This is a genomic window from Streptomyces sp. NPDC012474, from assembly GCF_042955185.1.
In the GTDB taxonomy this organism is placed as follows: Bacteria; Actinomycetota; Actinomycetes; order Streptomycetales; family Streptomycetaceae; genus Streptomyces; species Streptomyces cahuitamycinicus.
This window is the reverse complement of sequence record NZ_JBIBEP010000019.1, coordinates 53,326-78,212: the sequence shown is the minus strand read 5'-3', so window position 1 is coordinate 78,212 and position 24,887 is coordinate 53,326. Positions and strand designations below refer to the sequence as shown.

Annotated in this window: 24 protein-coding genes; 16 read left to right on the top strand and 8 right to left on the bottom strand. The window is 69.7% G+C overall.

The window, feature by feature from the left end:
• Positions 1-257: 257 nt before the first annotated feature.
• Complete coding sequence (locus ACFY9S_RS32440; RefSeq protein WP_391135766.1) at positions 258-941, bottom strand: helix-turn-helix domain-containing protein; 684 nt, start codon at positions 939-941, stop codon at positions 258-260.
• 84 nt (positions 942-1,025) lie between these two features.
• On the opposite strand from ACFY9S_RS32440, the gene ACFY9S_RS32435 reads away from it, so the two are divergent.
• Together ACFY9S_RS32435 and ACFY9S_RS32430 are read left to right on the top strand one after the other, a co-directional pair.
• Positions 1,026-1,463, top strand: a complete 438-nt coding sequence (locus tag ACFY9S_RS32435; RefSeq protein WP_391135516.1) for a hypothetical protein — start codon at positions 1,026-1,028, stop codon at positions 1,461-1,463.
• 1,159 nt (positions 1,464-2,622) lie between these two features.
• Positions 2,623-2,976 carry a DUF6343 family protein gene (locus ACFY9S_RS32430; protein WP_391135513.1) on the top strand — a complete coding sequence of 118 codons (354 nt, stop codon included), beginning with the start codon at positions 2,623-2,625 and terminating at the stop codon, positions 2,974-2,976.
• A gap of 470 nt (positions 2,977-3,446) precedes the next feature.
• Here the strand turns inward: ACFY9S_RS32430 and ACFY9S_RS32425 are convergent, their stop codons facing one another.
• The 4 genes from ACFY9S_RS32425 to ACFY9S_RS32410 form a co-directional block, all read right to left on the bottom strand.
• Positions 3,447-4,895, bottom strand: a complete 1,449-nt coding sequence (locus ACFY9S_RS32425) for an amidase family protein (protein ID WP_391135510.1) — start codon at positions 4,893-4,895, stop codon at positions 3,447-3,449.
• The gene (locus ACFY9S_RS32420) at positions 4,892-6,100 is read right to left on the bottom strand and encodes an MAB_1171c family putative transporter (protein ID WP_391135508.1); all 1,209 of its coding nucleotides are present in this window, start codon (positions 6,098-6,100) and stop codon (positions 4,892-4,894) included. Before ACFY9S_RS32420 ends, ACFY9S_RS32425 begins: the two co-directional genes overlap by 4 nt.
• A complete protein-coding gene (locus ACFY9S_RS32415) occupies positions 6,097-6,573 on the bottom strand; it encodes a hypothetical protein (RefSeq protein WP_266405286.1) in 477 nt (158 codons plus the stop codon). The genes ACFY9S_RS32420 and ACFY9S_RS32415 overlap by 4 nt, the downstream gene beginning before the upstream one ends.
• A gap of 70 nt (positions 6,574-6,643) precedes the next feature.
• Positions 6,644-7,075, bottom strand: coding sequence for an XRE family transcriptional regulator (locus ACFY9S_RS32410; protein WP_391135507.1), 432 nt, complete (start codon positions 7,073-7,075; stop codon positions 6,644-6,646).
• 744 nt (positions 7,076-7,819) lie between these two features.
• Here ACFY9S_RS32410 and ACFY9S_RS32405 point away from each other — a divergent pair.
• The 11 genes from ACFY9S_RS32405 to ACFY9S_RS32355 all read left to right on the top strand — a co-directional run bounded on the left by ACFY9S_RS32405 (position 7,820) and on the right by ACFY9S_RS32355 (position 16,494).
• Positions 7,820-7,966 (top strand): hypothetical protein, encoded by a 147-nt coding sequence (locus ACFY9S_RS32405; protein ID WP_210964443.1) that lies wholly within the window; start codon positions 7,820-7,822, stop codon positions 7,964-7,966.
• A complete protein-coding gene (locus tag ACFY9S_RS32400; protein ID WP_391135505.1) occupies positions 7,963-8,859 on the top strand; it encodes a helix-turn-helix domain-containing protein in 897 nt (298 codons plus the stop codon). The genes ACFY9S_RS32405 and ACFY9S_RS32400 overlap by 4 nt, the downstream gene beginning before the upstream one ends.
• Positions 8,860-8,861: 2 nt before the next feature.
• Positions 8,862-9,578: a hypothetical protein gene (locus ACFY9S_RS32395; RefSeq protein WP_391135503.1), complete on the top strand. Its 717-nt coding sequence runs from the start codon at positions 8,862-8,864 to the stop codon at positions 9,576-9,578.
• Between the two features lie 155 nt (positions 9,579-9,733).
• Positions 9,734-10,375 (top strand): WhiB family transcriptional regulator, encoded by a 642-nt coding sequence (locus ACFY9S_RS32390; protein ID WP_391135501.1) that lies wholly within the window; start codon positions 9,734-9,736, stop codon positions 10,373-10,375.
• Positions 10,372-11,967 carry a hypothetical protein gene (locus ACFY9S_RS32385; RefSeq protein ID WP_391135499.1) on the top strand — a complete coding sequence of 532 codons (1,596 nt, stop codon included), beginning with the start codon at positions 10,372-10,374 and terminating at the stop codon, positions 11,965-11,967. Before ACFY9S_RS32390 ends, ACFY9S_RS32385 begins: the two co-directional genes overlap by 4 nt.
• Complete coding sequence (locus ACFY9S_RS32380; protein WP_365225244.1) at positions 11,964-12,155, top strand: hypothetical protein; 192 nt, start codon at positions 11,964-11,966, stop codon at positions 12,153-12,155. Before ACFY9S_RS32385 ends, ACFY9S_RS32380 begins: the two co-directional genes overlap by 4 nt.
• An 85-nt stretch (positions 12,156-12,240) precedes the next feature.
• Complete coding sequence (locus ACFY9S_RS32375; protein ID WP_391135496.1) at positions 12,241-12,477, top strand: hypothetical protein; 237 nt, start codon at positions 12,241-12,243, stop codon at positions 12,475-12,477.
• Positions 12,474-13,100 carry a plasmid mobilization protein gene (locus ACFY9S_RS32370; protein WP_391135493.1) on the top strand — a complete coding sequence of 209 codons (627 nt, stop codon included), beginning with the start codon at positions 12,474-12,476 and terminating at the stop codon, positions 13,098-13,100. The genes ACFY9S_RS32375 and ACFY9S_RS32370 overlap by 4 nt, the downstream gene beginning before the upstream one ends.
• Positions 13,097-14,839, top strand: coding sequence for a relaxase/mobilization nuclease domain-containing protein (locus ACFY9S_RS32365; protein ID WP_391135490.1), 1,743 nt, complete (start codon positions 13,097-13,099; stop codon positions 14,837-14,839). The genes ACFY9S_RS32370 and ACFY9S_RS32365 overlap by 4 nt, the downstream gene beginning before the upstream one ends.
• A gap of 439 nt (positions 14,840-15,278) precedes the next feature.
• The gene (locus tag ACFY9S_RS32360) at positions 15,279-15,722 is read left to right on the top strand and encodes a hypothetical protein (RefSeq protein WP_391135487.1); all 444 of its coding nucleotides are present in this window, start codon (positions 15,279-15,281) and stop codon (positions 15,720-15,722) included.
• A 79-nt stretch (positions 15,723-15,801) separates the two neighbouring features.
• A complete protein-coding gene (locus ACFY9S_RS32355; protein WP_391135484.1) occupies positions 15,802-16,494 on the top strand; it encodes a hypothetical protein in 693 nt (230 codons plus the stop codon).
• Positions 16,495-17,050: 556 nt separating this feature from the next.
• Here the strand turns inward: ACFY9S_RS32355 and ACFY9S_RS32350 are convergent.
• The 3 genes from ACFY9S_RS32350 to ACFY9S_RS32340 form a co-directional block, all read right to left on the bottom strand.
• The gene (locus ACFY9S_RS32350; RefSeq protein ID WP_391135481.1) at positions 17,051-17,872 is read right to left on the bottom strand and encodes a DUF317 domain-containing protein; all 822 of its coding nucleotides are present in this window, start codon (positions 17,870-17,872) and stop codon (positions 17,051-17,053) included.
• Positions 17,873-17,887: 15 nt separating this feature from the next.
• Positions 17,888-18,178 carry a hypothetical protein gene (locus tag ACFY9S_RS32345; RefSeq protein ID WP_185015125.1) on the bottom strand — a complete coding sequence of 97 codons (291 nt, stop codon included), beginning with the start codon at positions 18,176-18,178 and terminating at the stop codon, positions 17,888-17,890.
• Positions 18,179-18,283: 105 nt separating this feature from the next.
• A complete protein-coding gene (locus ACFY9S_RS32340; protein ID WP_356927522.1) occupies positions 18,284-18,637 on the bottom strand; it encodes a DUF317 domain-containing protein in 354 nt (117 codons plus the stop codon).
• A gap of 766 nt (positions 18,638-19,403) precedes the next feature.
• Here ACFY9S_RS32340 and ACFY9S_RS32335 point away from each other — a divergent pair.
• The 3 genes from ACFY9S_RS32335 to ACFY9S_RS32325 are packed head-to-tail and all read left to right on the top strand — an operon-like array spanning position 19,404 to position 24,792.
• The gene (locus tag ACFY9S_RS32335) at positions 19,404-21,479 is read left to right on the top strand and encodes an AAA family ATPase (RefSeq protein ID WP_391135476.1); all 2,076 of its coding nucleotides are present in this window, start codon (positions 19,404-19,406) and stop codon (positions 21,477-21,479) included.
• The gene (locus ACFY9S_RS32330; RefSeq protein ID WP_391135473.1) at positions 21,476-23,965 is read left to right on the top strand and encodes a WD40 repeat domain-containing protein; all 2,490 of its coding nucleotides are present in this window, start codon (positions 21,476-21,478) and stop codon (positions 23,963-23,965) included. The genes ACFY9S_RS32335 and ACFY9S_RS32330 overlap by 4 nt, the downstream gene beginning before the upstream one ends.
• Positions 23,962-24,792 (top strand): hypothetical protein, encoded by an 831-nt coding sequence (locus ACFY9S_RS32325; RefSeq protein ID WP_391135470.1) that lies wholly within the window; start codon positions 23,962-23,964, stop codon positions 24,790-24,792. Before ACFY9S_RS32330 ends, ACFY9S_RS32325 begins: the two co-directional genes overlap by 4 nt.
• Positions 24,793-24,887: the final 95 nt, after the last annotated feature.

Below are 24,887 nucleotides of genomic sequence, written 5' to 3'. Positions count from 1 at the left end.
GCACTTTTGGTAGCGAGACGTCGCCATCCCCGCCGAATCCGCTCACGGTCAAGAGGTCCACACCAAGGCCCAGCCCGACAGCACCGCCGCGAACTGACCTGCGGCCCGGGCCGTATCGAGCCATGACAGCCCCGGTGCCGCCGGTCCCGGGCGGTGCCCCCAGATGAAGGCTGAGGCGTACGGGAAGTTCGCCGAGGAGCCCACGTCTGGAGAGCACTTCTTCTTCCTGGACGACATCGACCGCGACCTGAATCGCGCTACGGCGAGGAAGTCGGCCGGAGGCGGACGCAGCAGTGCCCGGGGCTTGGCTCCAAGCAAGCCTTGAGGTCGCTTTCATCGAGTCCTTCCAGCACGCCGCGGAGCATGTGGAGGTTCATGCCGCACACGGTCTGGGTGTAATCGCGTGCCAGCGCATGGAAGGGGCAGTTGCCCAGGACGATGGCGTCACCGTCGTAGCGGGGTTCGAACCCGTTGCCTTCCAGTAGGTCGAAGACGCCCGCTGGCTCTTGTCCAGCGAGCTGTGTGCCCAGCTCGTGGGCCTTTCGGTGCAGGACGGTCCGCACCGGTTCGCCGGTGGCCTCGGATTCCTCCAGGGCCTGCGCGAGGAGCCGTCCGGCCAGTTCGTAGTGACGCTCGGGCAGGCTGACGGTGACCTGCTTGGCGGAGCGCTTGTAGAGCTTGGCTGGCCTGCCGGCTCCCGGGCCGGTGCGGCCGCTGCGCCGTTCGTAGACGACGTCGAGCAGGGATTCGTCGGCCAGGCGGTCCAGGTGGAAGGCCGCCGTCTGGCGCGCCAGTCCCAGAGCGGCGGCCGCTTCGTCGCGGCTGACCGGCCCCGGCTGGCGCACGACGTGGTCGTACAGCCTCCGGCGGGTCGGCTCGTCGAGGGCGGCGATGGCGGAGACATCGGGATGGGGTGCTTCCTTCGGGTGGTCCACGAACACCAGTGTAAAACCCATAGCCATTGACTAAAGAAGGTTTGCGCGCTTCTATCGTTAGTGAGAGTTGTCGATAGAAGGAAGGGCGTCATGTCGTCCCCAACCACAACCACCACGTCTGCCACCCCCCGGCGGGCCGCGCTCGCCGACCCCAGCTACCAGGCGTTCGTCATCCTGCGTACCGGGTTCGCCGTGGCGCCGATCCTGTTCGGGCTGGACAAGTTCGCCAACCTGCTCGTGGACTGGCCCACCTACCTCGCGCCGTGGATCAACGACATCGTCCCGGGCAGTGCCCAGGCAGCCATGTACGCCGTGGGCGGCATCGAGATCATCGCGGGTCTTGTCGTCGCCCTCGCCCCACGCTTCGGGGGCTGGCTGGTCGCCGGATGGCTCGCCGGAATCATCGTCAACCTCCTGACCATCCCCGACCACTACGACATCGCGCTCCGCGACTTCGGCCTCCTGCTCGGCGCGGTCGCCCTCGCCCGGCTCGCCCAGCGCTACCACGGCAAGCGACAGCCGCGCTGACCAGACCGCACGCGGGCGCAAGCGGGGACGAGGCGGGTGGGCGCTGTAAGGGCTTACCCGCCTCACGCGTGCTCGCTGACGCGCCCTGTGGCGTACGGACGGCCACGAAGACCAGCTCGCGGGCGGCACGCCGTGGCGAATGGAAGGTGGTCTCACGGGAACCACCAGCGGTTCTCCGACCAGAGCCACCGATCCGGGCCCGTCGGCCGGGGTCTGCGCCTGCGTAGCTACGCTCCATTGCGGGACTACGCGGTGATCGGTGACGACCGCACTGCCGTCTTGGTCGCGCCCGGGGCGGGTCGGTGGACTGGCTGGGCCTGCCCGACCTGGACTCGCCGGCGGTGTTCGGGGCTGTGCTGGACGCCGACCACGGCGTCCGGTTCAGGCTCGCCCTGTCCGTGCCACCGGACCGAGCGCCGCTCCCTGCCCGGCACCAACGTCCTGAAGACAACCGTCCGCACCAGCCGTGGCGGCCCTTTCGGCGCAGGATCCTCTCCGGGGTGCGGTGACCGCCGTCCAACCGGTTGAGCACGTTCAGCTCGGGGTGGGTGAGCCGGGAGGCGTGCATCATCCACCAGAAGTAGGCGTGTGCCTCCGCCGGTCAGCCCAGCCGCAGTAAGGCGGCCAGGGCGAAGAGGGAGCCACGCCCCCAGGTGGCCACAGCGCCATCCAATGGTCGGTTTATAGCCCGCTGAGCGGGCTACGCGGGCGACACGGACATCGCACCCCGACCCGATACTTGGACGGTGCCCATGACCGGATGGATACGAAGGTGATGTCGTCCGGCACGTCCGTCGAGTCGGACTACGGGCGGCGTGCGCGGCCAAACTGAGGAACGAACCCGACATCAGGCGACGTCGCAATGGCCTGGTTAACGGCTGCAACCTGTTTGGTGTACTCACTCACCGTGACCCCGTGATCCGGGCTGTCGCGGAGGGTGGGCCCCGGGCACGACGGTCAGCTGGGTCCAGGCACCGTTGTAATACCGCTGACTCCCGACGACGACCGGGCGAGCTGATGCGACGGTAAGCCGTCCGCAGGCTCCCCGGCCGCTGCCGGCTTGGCATCGTCATCAGCATCGGTGACCTGGCTGCCAGGAAGGACCCGCACACCCTGGCGGGCACAGCAAGGCGGTCCCCAACTTCTGAGGGAAAAGGGCATGAGCGACGATCGTTCCAACGGCCGTTCCGGCGGGACGGGCAGGCCGGTACCGCGAGCGCGGTCCGGGATGGTCGGCCGTCGGTGGCCCCGGACAGGTACTGAACCGCGGACGGCCCAAAGTCCGCTCGGATTGCGCCTACTGCTGTCCGCCGTCTTCCTGCCGCTCTTCCTCGCGGCTGCCTCATTCTTCGGCGTGTGGGCAGCTCGGTCCGGTCCAGGCGACAGCCCGGATCGCGTCCTACTGGTCGCTCTCGCCGCCGCGTGCGCGGCGCTCGCTTTGACCGCGGTGGTGGACTTGTGGGTCGTGGTGCGCCGGTTGCGACGCGAGCGAGGTTCTCCGTCGGCCGGTTAGCCTCGGCAGCCATCGTCGTTCTGTCCGGTCAGCGCTGGTACAGCCACCAGATACCAAGCGGCTGGTCGATGCCTCGTCACCGTCCAAGCTACCGGGGACGACCGACGATGTCGCCCATCGCGGCTTCAGCCGGCAGCGGACCACGGCGGATCACTCTTGGCCAACAACGGAACCGCACAGCGCGCCAGTACGGGCCCAGTCCACGGAACCGTATACAGACCGCATGCCTGACATGAGCAGGATGTTCATGCTTGGTGAGGGTTCGTGTGAGTGAGACGGTGCCGGTGTTGGCGATGCCCGTCAGGCGCGGGCGGCGGCGAAGCCAGGGTCAGGAGGCGGCCAAGCCGGCGACCGCCCGGGTGATGACCAGGGCACTGAACATACAGGCCAGCACGCCGATGCCCAGGGTGACGCCAAGGCCGCGCACGGGCCCGGATGCGAGGAAGGCACCTACTACAGTGACGTAGAGGTCATCCGCTCCGCGGTGCGATGACGCCCTCGGCCGTCCCTCCGAGCAGGGGTGCCAGATGCTCGGCCATCACGAGCAGGGTCCGGTCCGAATAGGCCGGTCCTACGAGCTGCACACCGATCGGGAGGCCGTCGGCGCCCTGCGCAATAGGCATGACCAGGCTGGGCAGACCGACGTGGCTGGTGAGGTTGGCCCAGCCGGTCTGGTCGAAGAAGCTCCGTTCGACGCCGTCGACCGTGAGAGAACGGCTCCCGGCTGGGATGGCCGCGGTGGGAGCAGCGGGCGTAATGAGGACGTCGGACTGGCCGCCGGCGAAGAACCGGTGCCACGTCTGCTGGAGCCGGAGGCGCTCCTCGTTGGCGCGAAGCCAGGCGCGGTGTGTCTGCGTGCGGTAACGGAGGATGGCGGCCCGTGGGCTCGCGTCGTCCGTGTGCAGGTCACGGGCGGCGGCGAGTTCGGCCGCGCCGGCGGCATCGTCGGTGGCGGCCGTCGCGGTGGCGTGGAGGAGTTGCTCGAAGAGGCGGAGGGATTCGGCGAAGCCGACCGGCCCCGCGGTGCGGTGGACACTGGCGCCGGCGAAGGCGAGTGTCCCTTCGAGGGCGGCGACAGCATCGGCGATGTTGCGGTCGACGGGGCAGCCCGCGTCGTCGGCCCACACCGCCACGCGGAGCTGGCCGATCGGGCGCTGCGCCGTGGGCAACGTGACGCGCCAGGGGGTGTTCTCGTCGGGTGACGGTGTCGTCAGTGCGGCGAGGAGCAGGTCGAGGTCGCGGGGGTGGCGGGCCAGGGGGCCGGGGGTGACCATGTCACTACTGGTGATCCATCCCGGCGGTCGGGGGATGTGGCCGCGGGCTGGGATGAGTCCGTGGGTGGGGCGCAGGCCGTAGACGCCGCAGTAGTGGGCGGGGAGCCGCAGGGAGCCGGCGAGGTCGCTGCCGAGGTCGGCGGGGGTCAGGTGGGCGGCGACTGCTGCAGCGGGGCCTCCGGAGGAGCCGCCGGTGGTGTGCTTGGGGTCGTGCGGGTTGAGCGTGGGGCCGAACAGGGAGTTGTCGGTGTGCAGGTCCTGGCAGTACGCCGGAGTGTTGGTCTTGCCCATGATGACGGCACCTTGGTGGCGGAGCCGGGCGACCGCGTCGGCGTCGCGTGTGGGGACGTGGTCGGCGAGGTCTTCGGCGCCGCTGGTGGTGCGCAGGCCGGCCGTCTCGAAGCTGTCCTTGATCGTGAGGGGAAGGCCGTTGAGGACGCCGGTGCTCTCACTGCGGGCGCGGCGTTCGTCGGCTGCGTGCGCGGCGGCTCGGGCCGCGCTGTCGTCGCGCGTGACGACGGCGTTGATCTGGCTGGCGTCTATCTGGGCGAGGTGCAGGTCGAGCAGTTCGCGGCTGGAGATCTCGCCGCGGTCCAGGGCCCGGAGCTGGACGTGGGCGGGCTGGTGGGTGAGGTCGTTCGTCATGCGGAGACTCGCTCAAGGTGGGGGGCTCGTGCGGGCTGGCGGGGCAGGTGGCGCGCGACGTCGAGGAGAGCGTCGATGTCGTCCATGGGCCTGGTGGTCTGGCGTTCGAAGTCGGCGAACTCGGTGAGCTGGTCGGGCTCCGGGCGGGCGCCGGCGGCTCTGGCGGCGATTCCGGCGAGGATCTGGTCCGCCGTGACGGCCGCGGACAGATCCTTTCCGTGAAGCCCTCGGGCCCGGTGACGGGCTTCGCTGGCCTCGCGGACGGCGGCGTCGAGGTACTGGCGGATCACGAACCGGCCGTCCCGGATCTCGACGGCTCGGCGGTAGAGCCGGATCGAGATGCGACGGAAGCGGCGCCGCTGGGCCGGGTCGACCCTGTCGATCGGCAGCTCGATCTCGGGTGCCTCGCTGTAGAAGGCCAGCCATAGGGGGCGCAGGCCGTAGTAGCTGCGGTACTGCTTGATCCGGTACCGGACGCTCTGGGCCTGGTCGCTGATGGTGGGCACGAGCCAGCCGATCAGCGTGAGCATGGCGCCGACATCGCCGCAGGTCCAGGCAAAGCCCTCCCATTCCGCGAGGGAGGTGTCGAAGGCGCCGGCGATCACGTTGCCGATGCGGACGGCGCTGTATCCGAGGGTGACGGTCGCGCCGAGGGCGACGATGCGCAGGCCGACGCGGACGGACCCGCGAGTGCTGCGGCGGGCCAGGCGCCAGCAGGCGCGGGCGAGGAAGACTTCGCCGATGGTGTAGGCCGTGACGTACAGGGTGAGGTACGCGGCGTACCAGTCGTCGTGCGCGTAGTAGAGCGTGAAGTCGATCGGGTGCGGCGCGTTGGGCGTCAGCAGGGCGAACAGCACCAGCAGCCCAGCGATCACCGCGAAGCCGGCCCAGAGCCAGCGGCGACTGCGCCGGCGGGCCACCTCGGGCGGGGACCCCCAGTAGGTGAGGACCACCTGTTGGCAGGCCAGGAGCGCGACCACGCAGTCCTGCGCGAGGGGCACGGAGATGTTGACGGTGCCGAGCGCGCGGTCGAGGTAGTTCCACATCGGCGTGATGGAGAACAGGAACGAGAGCCCTGACAGCAGGAAGACAGCGGCCAGCGCGGCGGAGGCGGGGTCGCGGCGCCGAGTGGGCACGTCCCGCAGGAGGCAGAGGAAGCCGAGCGTCGCTACGACGAGGCTGATCGGGTGGAGCAGGTCCTTCACGGCCGGGCCTCCCGTCGGCGCAGCAGCGTGTGCGTCACCCGATCCTGCACTTCGTCCCCGGAGGGCTCGTCGCTGCGCAACCACCGGTCGATGATCCGGCGCTGGAGCAGCGATGCTAGGAGTTCGGTGTCTCGCTCCTCGTCCTCGTCGTACTTGGTGCGCCCCAACATCATCTGCACGGTGGCCGGGTCCACGCTGGTGATGAAGGCCGGAGCCAGGGCGGAGACCGGTCGGTTCTCGTGGTGGCCGAGCAGTAGGTGGCTGAACTCGTGGGCGATGATGTGGTCTTGATGCAGGACGCTGGTCCACGGGTCGTAGAAAACGTGGACGGCACTCTCTGTAACTGCACATGCCCCGCACACCGAGGGCGCTTGCTCCCGGGGCTCTAGGACCACCGTCCGTCCCGTGCGGCGAGAGACCTCGTCACTGAGGTCGCGGATATTGGTGACGTGCGGGAGCTTCAGCTCGGCCAAGAGGTCAGGCCGGCGCAGCCTACGTGCAGACCACATTGCTTTCCTTGATCATTTACTGAACTGCGGCCGTTTACGCGCCAGTTGAGGGCGGCAACCCCTCGGATTTTCGTACGCTCTCAACGATCCCCAGAACGGCATCCTTTCCGTCTGCGGAGACGTCGGATAGGCGAAGAAGAACGTTCTTGATCTTCGCGTCGCGAAGCAGCGCGAGCAACTCAAGTTCCTGCACGGTCTTTTCGGCGACAGCATCGTCGAACCAATAGGCGGGATCCACGCCGAAGAACCCTGCGAGCGCCTCGAGATGACGCTTCGTCGGGTTATCCCGCTGCCCGGTCCGCAAGAGCCACAGGTACTGGCCCGACAGCTTGCCCAGCCCTCGCTTCTCCATCAGTTCGGCCACTTCAGCGTTGCTGTAAGGGCCGCGATGGGGCGGGTGCACAGTGTCGAACAGGCGGTTTAGGCGATCCATGAGCCCTTTGGGGCTCACCTGACCTTCGGCCACTCTTTCATGATCCTTTCCAGGGCGGGCTTCCTCGCAACTTCAGCCACCCTACCCCGCCATAAACACCAGTTTGACGCGCCGATCACACGTATGGAAAGTTCTTCCCCACCAGCACGTTTCCGTGTGGCGCGTACCGCCTGCTTCAGGTCGACCTGTCCGTTTCCGCCAACAGGAGTACGCCGGGCGACGTGGCGCAAGCCACATTCGCCCAGCGACATTACACGTCTGGCAGGCCGTATTTGATCTTCGATCGGAAAGCGCGGAGGCGACCGTGGAAACACCTCATCCACATCGCATTTCCGCTGCGGGGAATACCAGACTCCCGCTCCAATTCGGACACGATGGCACGCTCTCGGCGTACGGGGCAACCGCGGCAACGGTGCACTTCGACGCGAGGGCGGACCCCGCCAGGCTCTGTGAGGACGACTGCGGCACACGACCGTTCGGCGACTCTCTGCAACCAGTACAGAGTTTAAGAACCAAGTCTGGATCTTGACACCGGTCCATGCGTATGTTCGTCGTCCCCGGGCAGCCCGCCTGCGGCGACGAACGTGAGGAGACCGCGAGCACGGACCGGACCGCGAAGGTCCGCAAACAGCGACGGCGCCCGAGAGCGGTAACTCACGGACGCCGAACGCTAAGCGGCATACCCGCCCCGGCAAGGGCGGAGATTGCCCACCATCACCACGCTGAGTCCTTCCGAGGGGCGCGTCAGCGTGGCAACACTGCAAAGGGGAGTATCGCATGCCTCCTGCCCTGCGCAAAAGGCCCTTCCGCCTGGCCTGCGCGGCAGCCACCACCGCCTCGGCGCCTCAGCGCCCCGAGCCGGACCGCACGACCCTGGCCCCGGCGAGCAGCCGGACCCGCCCGCTCGTCTGGAGCGGCCGATGAGCAGCGAAGCCCGCGAGTGGGTGTGGGAGCACAGCTCCAGCCGAGGGGCCGCGCGCCTGGTCCTGCTGTCGATCGCCGACCGGGTGGCCGACGAGCAGTGCATCTCCTGGGCCTCGCTGTCCAGCCTGGCCAAGCGCACACGCGCCTCGGTCTCCACGGTTCGCGAAGCCGTCGAGCGCCTGCTCCTGTCCGGCGAGCTGGAACAGCTCCATGACCTCGTAGGCCCGCAGCGCAGCACGGTCTACCGCATGCCTCTCGCCGCCGAAGTGGTCGCCCAGGCCCAGCGCGAGCAGCAGGAGCAGGAAGACAGCGACACAGCAGCAGACGAGCCCGCGGGCCCCGCGAAGCTTCGGCTCTCGGCTCTGCGGCGGTACGGAATCCGGCCGCGTGAGGTGCCGGAATCCCCCGCGAGGGTCCGGAATCCGGCAGTACCGGAAACCGGCAGGTCGAGGCGGAAACCGGCACAGCGACGTACCGGCCACCGGCACAGCGATGTACCGGCTACCGGCACACAGAACCGTAGTGAACCTGATTTGAACCGGAGGTACAGCAGTAGTGGTGCTGCCGTCCTCCCGGCTGCCGAGTGGCAGGTCGACTCCGCCACCCACACCTGGGCTCGCCAGCAGGGACACCTCGATCGCCTCGGCGAGCAGGGCCTGCGGGCCGCCGACGCGAAGTGGCGTGCACACCGGGCGGGCCATGCTCCGAGGGCGGCGGAAGCCTGGGCTGCCGACTGGCGCTCCTGGGTCGCCCGGGAGCACGCTCCCAGCCGACCGAACCTCTACGCCGTGCCCGGCAAGAACACCGCCGTATCGGGGGGCATGACGCGGACGGAGGCCCACACCGCCGCCCTGCTTGCCGCCCTCGACGAGCCGACCGGAACGGAGGGCTGACCGTGGACCGCCGCGAAATCGCAGCCCTGCTGGCCTACATCGGCCGACTCGACCCCCGCACCATCCGCACCGACCAAGGCGAGGCCCGCGACCAGCTCGCCCAGTGGCACGAGCTGCTCGGCGATGTGCCGATGTCCACCCCGCATGGCTGGGACGTCCGCGTAGCCGCCCGCCAGCACATCCGCACCTCGCCGTACCAGATCCTGCCCGCGGACCTGGCCCGTCCCTGGGAGAGCTACCGACGCGACCGCCTGGCGAGGCACTCCGACCCGACACCGTCCGTCGACCCGGACGACCAGGCCGCCTGGACCGCCGAGCTGGTCGGCACCCGCCGCGCCGTCGCCGCAGGTACCGCGCAGCCCGCGCAGGCCCGGGCGATCACCAGCGGTCGCGACGGAGTCGACCCGAAGCTGGAGGCGCGGCTGCGGGAGATCGGCTCCTGCATACCGCCCGCCGCCCGAGCAGCCCTCGCGCCCTACCGGCCCGCCCGCGCAGTCCGTGAGGCCGCTGTCGCGCAGGGGCTGCCCGATGCCCTGAGCGTGCGGTGCGAGTGGTGCCTGGCCCAGCCCGGCGAGCCGTGCCGCCGCCGGAGGATCGGCCCCGATGGCGGAGCCCGCGGAACCGCCCCGCGCGCCACTCCGCACCCCGGCCGTCTCGACCTCGCCACCGCCGAGCAGGCACAGCGCACCGAACAGGCCCAACAGCCCGCCTTCGCCTGACCCGGCGCCTCCGGCGCGTGCATTCCGTCCGCTGCACCGCCGCAACATCACCGTCCCGCATCGGCTGCTCGCACGCCCCTGCGCCGCAGCTGGCACCCGACGCCGCACCCGCCGAGCACCGCCCGGCCGGCGCGGCAGCACATCGGAGACTCGCCTTGCGCCACATCACTACCCACGACGCGCCGGCCACCGGCCTGCGCGGCATCGGAGACACCAGCTGGCACGTCCGCGGAGCGTGCCACGGCATGGACGTCGAGGACGCCGACGCCGTGTTCTTCCCCGGGCCCCGGGACCACGAGGAGATCGCGGAGGCCAAGGAGCTGTGCGGTTGGTGCCCCGTACGCCGCGAGTGCCTGGACTTCGCCCTGGAGAACGTCCTCAAGGAGGGCGTCTGGGGCGGCCTCACCGAAGCCGAGCGGCGCCCGCTGCACGACGGACTGCACCAGCGCCTGGACTACCGGCGCGTGACCGCCTTCTTCCAGGGACGCGACGTGCATCTGACCGAGGCCGAGCGGCAGGTCGTCCTCGACCACGCCTACGTCCGGGGCTGGCAGCCCGACCGGCTCGCCGCCGCCCTGCAGATCAGCCACAAGCACGCCCGCGACCTGCTCCGGCAAGCCGCCAACAAGGTCCTCGACCGCGACCGTAACTACGGCGTGCCCCGCCCCAAGAAGAAGCGGAAGAAGACCTCCAAGACCAAGGGCACCTCCGCGCCCGCAGCTCCCGGCACGCAGGAGCCGGCAGGCCACCCGGCAGCGTCGCCCCCGACGCACGCCCCTCTCGGAAAGGCAGCATGACCCACCCCGTCCTCGCCTTCGGTGCTACTTCGGACCTTCCTCTCCTCCTCGCCGCCGTCGTGCCCGCCACCCTCGCGCTCGTGCTGACCGCCTGGACCATCCGGCGCCGGATATCTCGCTCGCAGAAGCGTCTCGGCGGCCCAGCGGTCAAGGTCGCCTCCGTCGCCGCCCTCGGCTGCACCGCCTACAGCGCCGATACCTCGTGGCGGTTCGCCGCCGACTACCTCGACATGGCCGGCGCCGCCGAGCGCGCCGGCATGTTCGCCGCCGCCGAACTCGCCCTGTTTGCCACCGCGCTGATGGCACGGCAGAACCTCGCCGTCCAGGGCGCCCCCGGCCTGCCGGGCACGCTGGTCTGGGTGATCACCACGGTGCAGGTGATCCCCGCCTACGCAGAGAGCGGCCCCATCGGCGGCACGGTCCGCGCCTTCGTCGGACCAGTCATGGCGGCGATGCTGTGGCACCTGGCCATGGGCATCGAACTGCGCCTGCGCACACCCGGCGCCGCCTCAAGGGGACTGATCGCCGTCCTGGGCCGGGAGGCACGCGAGCGGCTGCTGTCCCGCCTGGGCATCGCCGCGCGAGACCGCGACGCTGCGCAGATCACCCGGGACCGAGCCACCGCCCGTGCGGTCACCCTCGCCGCCCGCCTCGCCGAGCGCACACCCGAGCAGCAGCGGAACCGTCGAGGCCGTCGGCTGACGCGACGCCTGTCGAAGGCGGTCGGCAGGGCCTCGGTCGGCACCGACCCCCTCCAACGGGCACAGCTGCTCGACCAGCTCGCCGCCCGGCGACACGCGCTCGCGCTCGCCACGGTCCCGCTCCCTTCTCCCTGGTCCCCTGCGCACAGCAGCGCATCGGCGGCCGCGGTCCCCGCACAGCCGACATCGAATGTGCCGGTCCCCGTCCCCGGTCCCGACGGTTCCGACGAGCCGGTCCCGGACCGAGGACCGAGGACTCCTCGGGGACCGGTCCCCGAGGAGGCGGACCCGGAAGCCAAGGTCGGCGCGGGGGCCGAGGGCGACGAAACGGGAACGACCGCGGGAACCAAGCCCCCGGAAGACGGCGCGGTCCCGGGGACCGAACCCGCCGATCCAGAAGCCGCAGCGCGGGACACAGCGGCCACGAGGACCGACCGCAACACGCGAGAAGTAGCAGCTCAGGACCCAGATTCTCATCGGGGACCGAACCTCGCGAAGTCGGGGACCGAGAGCACCGAGGACCGAGGACCGACCACCACCGAGTCCGGGACCGAGACCACCCAGGACCGAGGACACAAGGTCCCACTCCGTCGGAAGCCGCCCCGGAAGTCCCGGACGAAGAACAAGGACAACCGTGCCCGGTCCCGCTCGCCGCAGACGGAGCGCCCGGCACGCGAGCTGGGCGAGTCCGAGCGCCAGCTTGTCCACGAGGTACGCCCACATGTTCCCGCCCTGCTCGAACGGGACGGCAACGGAGCGATCACCCGGGTGCAGCTGCGCGAAATCATCCGCCGCCAGGGCCTGACGGGTATCGGGAACGACCGACTCGGCCTCGTCCTCCAGGAGCTGCGGAACGAGGACATCACGACGACGAGGAGCACCGCCCGATGAAGACCTGCCACCAGTTCGACACCGTCCGCGCGGAGTACGAGCGAGAGATCGGGTTCATGCTCGCTCACTCCGAGCGGCACGCGGGCAGGCCGGCGGCGAAGTCCAGCGCGAAGCAAGCTGCCTCGGCGAAACAGCGGATGGCTCGCGCGCTCAACAGCCACATCGGGCGCTGCCCCGAGTGCGGCTGAACCGGCAAAGCCCCAGTTCAAAGCCCGTGCCCGCAAACGTGGCCCGGCTCCGTGCCGGGCCACCGCCCCGCTTAGGAGGTACGCCGTGATTCCGCGTCCCCCTCGTTCTTCCGAGCCCACCGTCGCCGAGGCCGATGCCTGGGCGGACGTCCTGGTCCGCCGGCAACTCCTACACGCCGTCGTCCTCACGCCGACCGGGCAGTGGCTCGTCCAGTACCGCCCCGACGGGCCGGTCCGCGTCCTTGCCAGCCCAGCCGGTGTCCTCGCGCTGGCCGCAACCATCCAGCAGCACACCCGCTCTACGAGGCCCGAATCCCGATGACGAACGCACGCAAGAACGGCACCACCCCGGAACAGGATCCCGACTCCAACTCGGTCTCGCGGCGAGCAAGTTGGGGCGGAAGCGTAGCTTCCGCCGAACCCGCCCCCTCGGGGGCGGGAGAGGACCTGCACCGGGGGGCGCAGGTCCTTGAGGCTTCGACCGGGGGCGGATCGAAGCCAGGGCAGGAGGAGAAGCAGACCGAACCGCGTGTACGCCGACAGCGCGCTCCTCGCGCCCGCCAGCGTCCGCGCCAGTCGCCCGAGAAGAAGCGCCTCCACCAGCCCAACACACGTTTCAGTGATGATGAGTTCGCCGTGATCAAGTCCGCCGCCGCCCAGTGCAATCTGTCCGTCGCCGGGTTCCTCGCCCGCTCCGCGCTCGCCGCCGCCCGCGACCTCAACCGCACCACTGCCGAGATCGCCGACGAACGCGAAGTCATCACAGCCCTGTTCGACAGCCGACGTCGGCTCGGCTGGGCCGGCAGCAATCTCAACCAGGCAGTCAAAGCGCTCAACTCCGGTGCAGACGTTCCTCAGCTCGAAGCGGCCGTCGCCGCCGTACGGCGTGCCGCCAACACCGCCCACGAAGCCGCCACACGGCTGATCGAGCACCACGGCTCATGATCCCCAGCGTCAACCCGTCCGGGTCGGACACCAGAGGTCTCCTCTACTACCTCTACGAGACCGGCAAGTACGAGGATCACACCGACCCCCATCTCGTCGCCTCCTTCGACGGCATGTCCCCCGACCCCGGCCGCGACCCGAGCGCCACCCTCACAGACCTCCAGCAGCTCCTGGACCAGCCCGTGATGGCCCTCGCCAAGCACGCCCGCCCGGCCAAGCACGTGTGGCACACCTCCGTACGCGCCGACCCCGGCGACCGGATCCTGTCCGACGAGGAGTGGGCCGACATCGCCCGCCGCATCGTCGCCGCTACCGGCATCGACCCCGGCGACGGACAGCCCGGCTGCCGCTGGGCAGCCGTACGCCACGCCGATGACCACATCCACATCGTCGCCACCCTCGTCACCGAGGACGGCCACCGCCCCGACGACTTCCGCTCCGGCGCCCGCGCACAGGCAGAAGCCCGGCTCATCGAGAAGGAACTCGGCCTCCACCAGGTCGCACCCGGCGACGGCACCGCAGCCCAACGGCCCACCAGCGCCGAACGCCACAAAGCCGAGCGGCAGGGTCGCGAGCGCACCGCCCGCGAGGAACTGCGCGAAACCGTACGACGGGCGGTGGCCGGCGCGAGGAGCGACGAGGAGTTCTTCGACCGGCTCGCCGCCGCCGGCCTCCTGATCCGCAAGCGCGCCGCTCCCTCTGGCGACCTCCTCGGATACAAGGTCGCCCTGCCCGATGACCTGAACAAGGACGGCGAGCCGGTGTTCTACCCCGGCGCACGCCTGGCCCCCGACCTGTCGCTGCCCCGCATCCGCGAGCGCTGGGCCGGTGACGCGCAGGACATTCCGGCTGCCCGGCGGGAGGGTGCGATCCGTACGGGGCCGGGCAGTCCGGCCGCCGCACGCCGCGGGACGGCCTCGGCCGTGCGGCAGGCCGTGCTCGTCGTCGAGCACGGCGAGGACGCGGTCGCCGCCGCCCACATCGCAGCGGCTGGCGAGGTCCTGGATGCCCTCGCGAAGACCTCCGCCGCCCACACTCGCCGCGAACTGCACGACGCTGCAACGGCTTTCGAACGGGCCTCGCGCTCTCACGTCCGCGCCGTGCGCGGGCACGATCGAGCCCTGCGGCAGGCCGCCCGCGACCTCGTCCAAGGCGGCCCGGCCCTCGGCCGCGGCGAGGACGGAGCCACCACGGCCATGGCCATCGACATGCTGTTCTTCCTCATCACCGCCGCCGCGCACTGGCACGCCAGGAAGGGGCACGCCCAGCAGGCCGAGGCCGCTACCCGGGCCGCCGCGCACCTGCGCACCGCCTACCAGGCCGCCGCCGCCCAGCCCCTAGGCGTGCTCTACCAGCGCGGCCGACGCCTGAGCCGACCGATGCTCCAGCGGCAGACCATGCTGCTGCGCGAGGCGCTGCCGGAGCTGGCCGAGCAGATCCTCGCCGAACCCGGCTGGTACGCCCTGGCGGCGACCATCGCGGAAGCCGAAGCCGCCGGCCATGACACGGCTGTCCTTCTGTCCGACGTTGCCGGCCGCCGCGAACTCGGCACCGCGGACTCCGTCAGCGACGTGCTCGTGTGGCGGATGCGGCGGACCGCCGATCTGCCCGCCGACGCCTCCCACCTGTCCGAGACCAGCACCGCAGGGCACCAGTCCGCAACGCGCGGGACGACCACCAGGCCCTCCGCGCCCGGCAGGCAGCGCAGCGGAGAGGACACATCACGTAAGACCCTGTGAGCCGGCCGGGTGTCTGCACTCGGACTCAGTGCATCACCGAGAAAAGGGGCAGCGCCACCGCTTCGCCCGCAATCCAAAGCATGGTCGTGCGCCACATCGAACCTCGGTGGCGACCAGGTCCGATGTGGGGGCTGTCGGCATCCGTGCACCCGCAGGACGGACGGGCGTGGCTCAGGTGGGGCGAGTCGAGCCAGTAGGCGTCGCGAAGTTGAGCGGTCGAGGGAGACGATGGCGTGTGATCGGGCACACCCTGGCATGGCCACCCCGGCGCATGGAGACACGCATCGTGGCCAACTCGTCATCTGGGCAGCCGAGACGCCGAACCTCTGCTGACCTGGCCGGAGGTGACTGTGGACTTTGTGAATTGAAACCGCCGGGGGCGTGGGGCACGATCATGAAACGCGCAGGACGAGGTGCTGAGGTAGAGGAGGACGCCAAGGTGTTTCACCGGATACGCCGCAGGGCCAAGGAGCAGAGCGAAGCTCAGAGACAGTTCGCCGAGCTGTACGTGCACCTGCAGGGCCAAGTCCCGCCCGGCTTCGGAGTGCCGGCGCCTGAGCCGGAGTCCGCCGAGCCGGCCGCCATCGTGGACGACTTCCTCCCGCCGGAACTGCGGGTGCCGAGCCACGACCAGGTCGAAGGCAAGATGATGCCGTGGAAGCAGCCCCTCGTCCTCGACGGCGAGATGGCCGCCTGCACCGAGTGCGGCGCATACCGGGACTGGCTCATCCTTTCCACCCGCGGTGAGATCTGGCTGCGCTGCAGGGCCGGACACCAGCAGCAGGAGACCCGCATCGACACCGCCTGGTACAACCGGCACTCCGGGCCGGCGGACGCGACGCACGCCACGTTCGAGGACTGCCTGCGCCACCTCGGGCACTGACCACCACTCCTACGACCCCACCGGGCCCGCGGGCCCGCACTGACCACCCGTCGCCTAGCACTAAGGGGTCAGTTCCGTCATGCGCGTTCGCGTCGCCACCACCGTACTCGGCATCACCGCCGCCCTCCTCGCCGTGCCCGCCTGCTCCACCGACACCACCGGATCCAAGCACCAGACCCCCTCCTCCCGCACCGGAAAGCCAGCCGACGCCGTCCAGAAGCCGGCCGCGCTCTCCTCGGCCGCGCTCGAGTCCCGCCTGCTCGACCCGCGCGACCTCGGCAGCGGCTACCTTCCCAAGCCGGAGCGTCCGGACCAGCACGACGACGTCACCGTCATCGGCTGCCCCGCCCTGAGCGAGCTGGGCGGCGACGCGGCGACTGGCGGCACGCTCGCCTTCCCGCACAAGGCGAAGGCGGACTTCACCTACGGCGGCAGCTCCTCGGAGGTCTCCGAGGAGCTGTACAGCGACAGCGTGAAGAAGCTCTCCGACGGCATCCACCGGATCTTCGACGCCATGACCAGCTGCCCGACCTATCAGGTCGTCGCGGGCGGCACCCCGGTCGACGTGACCTCGCAGAAGCTGCCCGCACCCCACGCCAGCGGTGACGAGCAGTGGAGCCAGCTCCTGACGTTCATCGCCGGGGGACGGAGCACCCTGGTCAAGCAGACCGCGATCCGCGACGGCAACCTGCTGCTGGTCATCTCCGGCTCCCCGGCCCTCGTCGACCGCCACCTCGACAAGGCCCTCGACAAGGCCACGGCAACGAGCTGACCTGCGTGCACGTCACGCTGCTGCCTCCGACCACCGCAGGTCGGGCGCAGCAGTGCGTTACTGGCTGACGCGTTGAGCGGCGCGAGCGGCTTGGCCTGGTACCCAGGCTCGGACCTGGCCGGGCTGGAAGCAGAGCACGTTCGGGTTTTGACTGTGCGGCCCGTAGCCGCTGCAGGTGTTCACGAGCAGGTACCTGCCTGCGGGAACGTGCCAGTTCCAGAACCAGGCGTCCTGCTGCCGCCCGGTGTCGCACCAGGTCACGACAGCTTTGGAGCCACGGCGGACGTGCTGGTAGACCCGCGTCACCTGGAGGAGTTGCCCCTGCCCGGAGCTCCAGTGCTGCTGAAATGCCTGCCACTGCGGCGACGATGAGAGCGATGACCATAAAGGCGCCGGGGCTGGGGTGCATCGCCGCCTCCTACATCGTTCCATCAACGGGCGGCAATTCTTCCTGGGCATCGAAGACCGGGCCACTTCACCCGAGAAGCGAGAAAGTCCGGCCCCCCCCAACTGGGAGGGTGCCGGACTGCGATCGTCGAGAGTTGTGCGCGGGACGTTAGATGGCCGGCGCGCGCAGGAGGCGCTCCTGGGTGGCCTCGGGCAGTACCCGCCGCAGGACCGGTGCGGTCGAGCTGAGGGAGGCGGCGAAGGCGGCGACGAGATCGTGCGGGACGCTGGCGGCGAACGATGCCGCCCACAGACACGGTGCGCCGAGCGCGGGCTCGGCCCACGCCTGCCATCCGGCCGGTCCCGTCTCGTCGTCCTCGGCGGACAGGGCCCGCGGGTCGGCGTCCTGGATGAGGGGCGGGACCTCGCCGAGGCTGATGTGCGAAGTGAACGTCGGGTCCGTCGCCGCCGCCTCGGGTTGGTCGATGTCGCGGAACCATCCGTGGGCGGCGACAGCGTCAAGGACCAGCTCGGATCCGGCGAGCGGCACGGCAGGCTGGTCGCTAGCGTCGAGCGCGATGAGGAAGTCGACCACCGCCTCGCCGGGGACGTCACGGGTGAAGTAGGCCGACCACTGGGCGAGCGGGCTGCTCGCCTCGGCTCGGGCGGAAATCTGCCAGGCGATCGGCAGCTCACCCAGGTGGAACGGCTCGTCCGCCAAGCCCCACTGGGCCCAGCGCAAGGCATCGGGGCTGATGTGCAGGACGGTGCTGCGCAGGACCTGGCGGTCCTCCGGCGCCTCGTCCGGCTCGTGCCGTCCGCGGACGATCGTCAGGCTCGTCCAACCCAGGCCGGCAAGAGCGTCGGCGACGACGTCGTAGAGGCGCCCATCGTCACCGGCCAGGTGCCGGGGGCCGACCCAAAACGCGGGCTGTCCGCCACGCGGGGCGGACGAGTCGGGCGGGAAGTCGGGGTACAGGGGCGCCTCCAAGGGCTCGGTGCGGGTCTAGTTGCCGCCGGCGCGGCGGCGAGGGCGGCGCGGGGGCGCCTGGACGGGGCCCTGCCACGTCAGGGCGATGGCGACCTCCGGCGGAAGGTGGCCGAGCTGTGCGTCCGGGTCCGGTCCTTCGGCGAGGTAGACGACGGTCTGGCCGGTCTCGTCGACCGACTGCAGGACCTGCGCCAAGCGGTGCGCCATCGGGGCGAAGGGGTTCATGGCCTGGCGGACCGGAGCACTCCGGTCGCAGCCGGACAACAGGTCGATGAGATCGCCGACGGTCATCTCCGGGGACGTCACAGACAGCCTCCTGGGGTTCGGGGAAACGGGGGGGCAGTGGAACGGGCCGGCCTTCGGTACGGCCAGCGCTCACAGGGCGGTCACTACGTGTCGGTGTCCGCGCTGTCAGAGGCGGCGTGAGGTCTCCAGCACACTCGCTACGGTGGCGGCGACGATGTCGGCCGGCGTCTCGGTATCGAACGACAGTTGGTAGCCGCGGACTTTGGTGGTTCCGGTGACAGCGATCTTCCATCCCTCGCTATCCGTGCCGGGGCGGCCGAGCGGAAACCAGCCGAGGTAGAACCGGCCGTCCTTGGAGCTGACGTGCACGTCCGCGCGATCATCGACGATCAGGTGGAAGTCCTCGGCGGAGAACTGGTCCATGACCAGGGTCGGCTGACCGGGGCCGAGCTGCCACTCCCGCGGTCGCAGGGCTTCGACGGTGGTGGAGAAACCGGGGCCCGCAGGGGCTACGGTCACGGGCAATCACCTCTCTGACCTGGGGTTTCTTGCAAGGTCGTCTACGTTGACATGCCCTCGCGCCCGTTGGCCAGTGTTTCCGCGATCTTTCCTGTCTGCCCCCGGCGAACTGTCCGTTGACATCGATGTAGGGTCTCAGCTCTCGTGGCCAAATCTCAGACCGGATGGCCACTGTCTTGCCAGTTGGCCACCTCGCTGAGACACGCACGTCAGCAGCGTCACTCGTTGGGGTGTCGCCTGGCCCGGCTGTCGAAGAACCAGACCGGCTCTTGCAGCGCGAGCGGTTCGATTGTCGGGACGTACGCCCAGCACTGGCTTTTCCACACCCTGACGGGCCCGCCGCCTCACCTCGCCCACCCGGACCTCGCGCCATCCGCCGGAGCGCAACGCCAGCAGTACCAGCACCTCCGCTGGCACTGTCACCCGCCTCGAACAGTGGCGCACCCGGTACGAACAGGACTATCTCTCGTTCCAGGACATCGCCGGTGGCGATGGAACTAGCCTCGCTACCGTCCGACTCGCATTCCTGCAAGAGCAGCGTCCCACTACGTCCCGCCGGGACCTATCCCCGTCGCCCCAGGCAGAAATGATTCCAACCTACAAACAAGCCGGCCTGATCGATGGGGAGGTTTGCGAAATCCCGTCCCGGCAGCCGCTCAGTCTTCTAACCTGCTCTGTGGCGATCACAGGCGATGCAGCAAGGGTGTGATGAGTGGCTGGGCGCGACTTACCGGGGAAGGCCAACGACCTTGCCGTGGTGCTTTCGATGTCCAAGTTTCAGCTTGCGCTCTCGGACAACGACGGTGAGGAAGACAACCCGGAAGACCCGCCGGAACGATCGACCTGGCGCGAGCTCAAGTTTGCCGAGCACCTCGGTGGGCTCGTTGCCGAGCGCTTGTCTGGAGTGCTGCCCGGCCCTCCGGACCACCTGCACAACCCGGACTACTCAGCGGTCGCCCGTCGCATGGATCAGGTACTGGGCGACATCGAGGAGGGCGGCGACGCGATCGTCCATGTCCTCAGCCACGGCTTAATCCTCCAGGGAGACGATCTGGGCATCGTCGCCACGGACTCCCTGCCTTCGGACCACCGGCACGTCGCTCGGACAACGTTCCGCATCCACAACTTCCTCACGGATGCGTACACGTGCTCCGGGCGCATCTTGCTGCTACTTGATGTCTGCCACAGCGGAGCAGGCATCGATTGGACCAGGAAGATCACCTTCCCGGACCGCCGCGCGTTCGTCATCGCGGCCTGTCCATCCAACGAGCAGGCATGGGAAGGACGCTTCTCCCAGGCGGTCAGCGACGTCCTCAAAGGTGTGGCTCAGGGCCACAACGAGATCCACCCGAGCGAGCGCTTCCTTCGTCTCACGTGGTTCAAGGACGCGGTGCACAAACGGGTGAGGCAGCTGTGCACGGACGCGGGCCATCCAGTGCAGGAGGTCGTCTCCAGCGACCTGTACGGGCTCGTGACCCAGTTCCTGCCCAACCCGTGGTTTCGAGAAGACCCCGCAGAGGTCCTGGGGCTGAACAACTACTGGGACCTGCAGGAGTTCATCGTCGGCAGTGTGCATCCCTCGCTCGACGTGAATCACTACATGTCACGCGCGTCCGGGCGGGAGACCACGCAGCAGGCTCAGTTGACCTGCCACTTCTCCGGTCGTGAAGCGGAGTTGGAACGGATCCGCGACTGGCTTGAGAATGGCGCGGAGGAAGGTGCGACGCTGTGCGTCGTCACCGGGAGCCCTGGGGTCGGCAAGTCCGCGCTGCTGGGCGTCGTGGTCTGCTGTGCCCACCCGCAGCTGGCCAAGGGACTCAAGCCGGTCATGCAGAGCATCCCGAAGAAGCTCCGTCCCGATCCCCGCTCCCGAGTGGCCGCGGTGCACGCGCGGGGCATGGCGCTGAGTCAGGTCGTCGAGGCGGTCGCCGCTCAGCTCGACCTTCCGCTGCCGCCAGGAGGCTGGACCGCTCAGAAACTGGTGGACGCGGTAGCCGGGCTGGCGGAGGAACCTCTGATCGTGATGGACGCCCTGGACGAAGCCACCGAGAGCGTCCAGATCACCGTGGAGCTGCTGCTGCCGCTGGCAAACCGGGAGAACCGGGGCGGCGGCCGACGCCGGGCATGCCAGCTCATGGTGGGTGTGCGCCCCTATTGGGACAAGCTTCCCCAGTTGGCGGAGGCTGCTGGTGACGCCCGCCAGTCGCTAATCAATCTGGACGCCGTCGACCGGGTCGGGCTCAGGGACGCCTTGGACTCGTACATCGACGACATGCTCAGTGACACGGACACCTACCTCACCCGCGGAGAGGAGCGGCGCAGGGTCGCCCAGCGCGCGGCCGAACGCATCGAAAGCCGCGCCGAAGGAGGAGAGTTCCTCAAGGCCCAGCTGTCCGTCCGGTACCTCGAGGCTGCGGCCCCGATGACCGAAAACGAGCTCGAGCGCGCTCTCAGCGGACTGCCCCTGACCTTCGCCGCCCTGTTGGAGACACAGCTGAGCGAGGAACGTACCCATCCGTGGGCACGCCCGGTCCTCGCGACCCTGGCCTTCAGTGCAGGCAGCGGAATGCCCGCCGAGGCGATCGCCGATGTCGCGCCCGAATTCCACCCCCGTAAGGCACGGCCTACCCGGGCAGACATCCGATCGGCTCTGGACCACGTGGCGTTCTACCTCAGGCACGACGTCGACCCGACGTACGGGACGACTCTGTACCGGCTCTTCCACCAGGAGCTGGTGGACCATCTACATCGGCACCCGCGCTCCGGGCCCGGCCCGTCGGCCGGGTCGCTCGCCGACGGGTCCGAAGGAGGATCGGGTGCAGGCCCGGTGACGGCGTCATGACCGGGGACGAGGAGGCCGTCTTCCGACGGCTGCTGTCCAGCCTCCCGCGCTACGGCGCCGGCCGGCGCTGGGACCTCGCCGATCCCTACCTGCGGCGGCATGCCGCCGAGCACGCGGCCCGAGTGGGTGGCGACCTGCTCGGCGAACTCTTCTCCGACGGCGAGTACCTCGTGAACGCGGACCCGAGGTCCGTCACATCGGCGCTATCCCCCTTCCGGGACGTGTACGGGGGCTTCATCCAGCAGCTACTCGATGTGTATTGCGCCTCCGTCAGCTGGCATCAGCGGGTGGGCCCGGGAGCGCGACGTCAGATCCTCGCCCTTGATGCACTGCGCCTCGGCCACCGGGACCTGGCAGCGAGCATGGAACGCCTGCCGGGCGGCCGCGTGCTTCCGTGGCACTGCGTGTGGTCGAGCGCCACCAACGTCTCCCCATCGGCAGGCGCCACCATGACCGGTCACGCCGAGGCCATCACCGCCCTGACCGTGACCGAGGTCACCGGTGGTCTGGTGGCGGCAACGGGCAGCAAGGACCGTACGGCTCGGATCTGGGATCTCACCACCGGCCGGACCCGGCACGTGCTGCTGCACGGTTCGCCGGTCACCAGCCTCGCCTCCAGCCTTCTCAACGGCCGGCCGATCCTGGTGACCGGCAGCGACCGGATCACTTGGTGGGATCTGTCAACCGGCCATCTGCTGGGCTCGGTGTCCGTGGGATCTCCCGTCAGGCAACTCGCCCTCGATGACTCCGGTCTGATCGCCATGGCCACAGAAACCTTCCCGTACGTGGCCGACCTGCGTGCGGAATCAGAACATCCCCGGCCGGTGCGGGCCGCAGGACAGCGGGTGCGGTTCGTGGCCGCCTGCCGCGAAGGGAACAGCCGCTTCGCGCTGGCCGTCACCGAGGGCAGCTACGTCAGCGCCTTCGCCCTGCCCGGCGGCGAGCTCCGGTACCGGAACGTGCTGCGCCGCAACGGCGACACGGCGGACCGGATCACCGCCCTCGCCACCCAGGACATCAACGGCCAGTGCGTGGCGCTCGTCGGCCATGAGAGCGGAGCTTGTACGGCCTTCCACGCACACAGCGGCCTACTCGTCCATTCCCTGCTCCACCCGGCCGTCACCGAGGGCCGGCGACCCCGAGGGGTGCGCAACGAGGTCGACTCCATCGAAATCCACCCGTCAGCGCACGGCTGGCGGGCTGTTGCGGGCCACCGCGACGGCATGCTGCGCACCTGGGACCTGGGCTCCGGCGGGCTGCTGCGCGAGGAACGGGCACACGCCGGCTCCGTCACGGATCTCGTGACCACCACCGTGGACGGCCGCCGCGTGTTGCTGACCGCTTCGGAGGACGACACGGTCCGTTCCTGGGATGCGGAGACGGGCGAACTCAGGGACGTCCTCGCCGGCCACACCAGTGGGGTCACCCGCGTCGCGCCTGCCCTGTCTGGCCTGCCCGGTACCCGTCCGGTGGCGGTGACCGTGTCGAAGGACCGGACCGTGCGCACCTGGGACCTGCGCAAACGTCGGCCGGCCCGACTTCCCGGCGAACACCCGAACTGGGTCCGCACCCTCGGCCTCCACCGCATCGACGGCCGGCTGTGCGCAGTCACCTCCTGCCGCGACGCCACCATCCGGGTGCTCGACGCGGACACCGGCGAGAACGTACGGGAGTTCAGGGAACCGGACATGCAGCCCCTCCAGGCCGCCGACGTCCTCACGCAGAGCGGGTTGACCTGGATCGCCGCAGGCGGCGAGCAGGGCCGGCTGCACCTGTGGGAGTACAGCACGCCGGAGCCGAGGGAAAGCACGGGCTCCGGCACCAGCGCAGTCACCGCGCTGGCGATCCTCGCACGGGACCCGTTCGGGTTCCAGGTGGTCGCAGGCAGGAACGACGGCGCGCTGGCCGTCTGGTACCCGGGCACCGGCGAGGAACCACGGCTGCTCGCCCCGCCCGGGCGTGGCAGAGACGCCGGAGTGTCTGCACTGGCCGTCGCCGCAACCCCACGCGGACCGGTGGTCCTCAGCGGAGCGTACGACGGCACGTGCCGGACGCTGCTCCTGCACAACAGGCGCCTGTTGCACAGCCACCGCTACGGGACACCAGTCAAGGCGGTCGCGATCGGATCGGTCGCCGGTGAGCAGGTCACCGCGGCGGGCGACGATAGCGGCCGGATCACCCTGCGGCGCCTGGACGACGGCACGGCACTGCGCACGCTGCTGGGGCATACCGGCCCCGTGCGCTCCCTCGCCTTTTCCCGGGTCGGCCACGTGGACGCCCTGGTCTCGGGCAGCTCCGACGGCACCGTCCGCATCTGGGAGCCCTCGACCGGAACCCCGCTCGACCGCATTGACCTCCCGGATTACGTCCAGACCGTCGCCCATGCCGACGGCGTGCTGGCCATCGGCTATGGGCGGGAGGTCTCCGTGTTCGCCCCGTCAAGCCGGCCGACCCAGCCGGAACACAGAGCAGAAGGAAGCCGATGACCCGCATTCTCGCCATCCACGGCGTCAACCAGTACGACCCGGCGCGCACACCAGAGGCGGCCGCCTCCCGCCTCGGCGCGGTCTGGCACCAGGCCCTCAACCGGAAGCTGCCCGTTCCCGTGGATGCCGTGGACATGCGTCTGGTGTACTACGCGGACCTACTGCGTCCCACCGGTCCCGCCGCACAGAGCGCCACTGACGACCTCGACCATTTGTCACCCGAGGCCGCTGACGCCGCGCGTCGATGGGGTGAATTGCACGGTCTCGATCTGAACAAGGCACAGGGCCGGGTCCTGACGCCCGTCCGCTGGGTCGCGGACGTCGTCGCCCAGCGCAAGGGGCTGGACAGCAAACTCGTCCGCAGGTTCGTGGCCTCCTACTTCCCCGAACTCGTCGCCTACCTGCACTCCCCCGCGCGCCAGGCGGTGCAACAGCGGCTGGCGGACGCCATCGCCAAGGAGTCACCCACGGTTCTGATCGCCCACTCGCTGGGCTCGGTCGTCGCCTACGACACGCTCTGGCAGCACGCCCACAAGGTCGACGTGTTGCTCACCATCGGGTCGCCGCTGGCAATGCCGGACATCGTCTTCCCGCACCTCCAGCACACACCCGGGTCCGGCAAGGGAGTACGGCCTCACACGGTGGGCCACTGGATCAATGTCGCCGACCCCGGAGATCTGGTCGCCATTCCTCAGCCCCTCACCCACCACTTCGACGACGTCGACTCGAACGTGTCGTCGGGCATCGGCGCTTTCAGCTTCCACAAGGCCGCCTCCTACCTTAAGTGCTCCGCCACAGCCAAGGCGCTCGCTCCGTTCCTCGGATAACGCCTTCTCGCTAACGGGTCGTATCGGTGGCCGGCTATCGGAGCGTGCTACTAGCCCGGGCGCCCGGATCCGTGGGCAGGGTGCCGAACGATGTT